Below are 1,272 nucleotides of genomic sequence, written 5' to 3'. Positions count from 1 at the left end.
AATTTACTGTAACCCCGAACCCCGGCTATAACATCGATCCCACCGTTGGCGGAACGTGTCCTGCCGGTTCCTGGGCAGGCTCGGTGTACACTACCGGCGCGATTACCGGAGATTGTTCGGTTGTCTTTAGTTCGCTCCAGATGCCAACAGTCACGCCAAGCGGCGATGCCAATCTGACCATTAACCCCAATACGCCGCAGACGATCAATTATGGGGCAACCCAACAATTTACCGTCACCCCGGATCCCGGGTATACCGTCAATCCGACCGTCGGCGGAACGTGCCCTGCTGGTTCCTGGGCCGGCGCGGTGTATACCACTGGTGCTGTAACCAGCGATTGCTCGGTAACCTTTAGCTCTCTGGAGCCTGTCGTTACGCCGAGTGGTGATGCTAACCTGACGATTAATCCCAACACGCCGCAATCAGTGACGCCGGGCGCAACCCAGCAATTTACCGTCACCCCGAACCCAGGTTATAACGTCAATCCCACCGTCGGGGGAACGTGTCCGGCCGGTTCCTGGGCCGGTTCGGTGTATACTACCGGTGCGATTACTGGGGATTGTACCGTCGTCTTTAGTTCGCTCCAGATGCCAACGGTCACGCCAAGCGGTGATGCCAACCTGACCATTAATCCCAATACGCCGCAAACCATTAATTATGGGGCAACGCAACAATTTACCGTAACCCCGAACCCCGGTTATAACGTCGATCCCACCGTCGGGGGAACGTGTCCAGCCGGTTCCTGGGCAGGCTCGGTGTACACCACCGGCGCGATTACCAGTGATTGTTCGGTAACATTTAGCTCGCTACAGATGCCGACGGTCACGCCAAGCGGCGATGCCAACCTGACCATTAACCCCAATACACCGCAGACGATCAATTATGGGGCAACCCAGCAATTTACTGTCACCCCGGATCCAGGTTATACCGTCAATCCAACCGTCGGCGGAACATGCCCTGCCGGTTCCTGGGCTGGCGCGGTTTATACCACTGGTGCTGTAACCAGCGATTGCTCGGTAACCTTTAGCTCTGTGGAGCCTGTCGTTACGCCGAGCGGCGATGCTAACCTGACCATTAACCCGAATACGCCGCAATCAGTGACGCCCGGCGCAACCCAGCAATTTACCGTCACCCCGAACCCCGGTTATAACGTCAATCCTACCGTCGGGGGAACGTGTCCGGCCGGTTCCTGGGCAGGCTCGGTGTACACTACCGGCGCCATTACCGGGGATTGTACCGTCGTCTTTAGTTCGCTCCAGATGCCAACGGTCA

The 1,272-nt window shown here is 57.4% G+C and carries 1 pseudogene; it reads left to right on the top strand.

Annotated elements, in window-relative coordinates:
• A pseudogene (locus ACFORL_RS05765) lies at positions 1-1,272 on the top strand (hypothetical protein); the annotation flags it as partial.

The organism is Legionella dresdenensis (assembly GCF_042649825.1).
Classification (GTDB): Bacteria; Pseudomonadota; Gammaproteobacteria; order Legionellales; family Legionellaceae; genus Legionella_C; species Legionella_C dresdenensis.
This window is presented reverse-complemented; position numbering and strand designations above follow the sequence as displayed.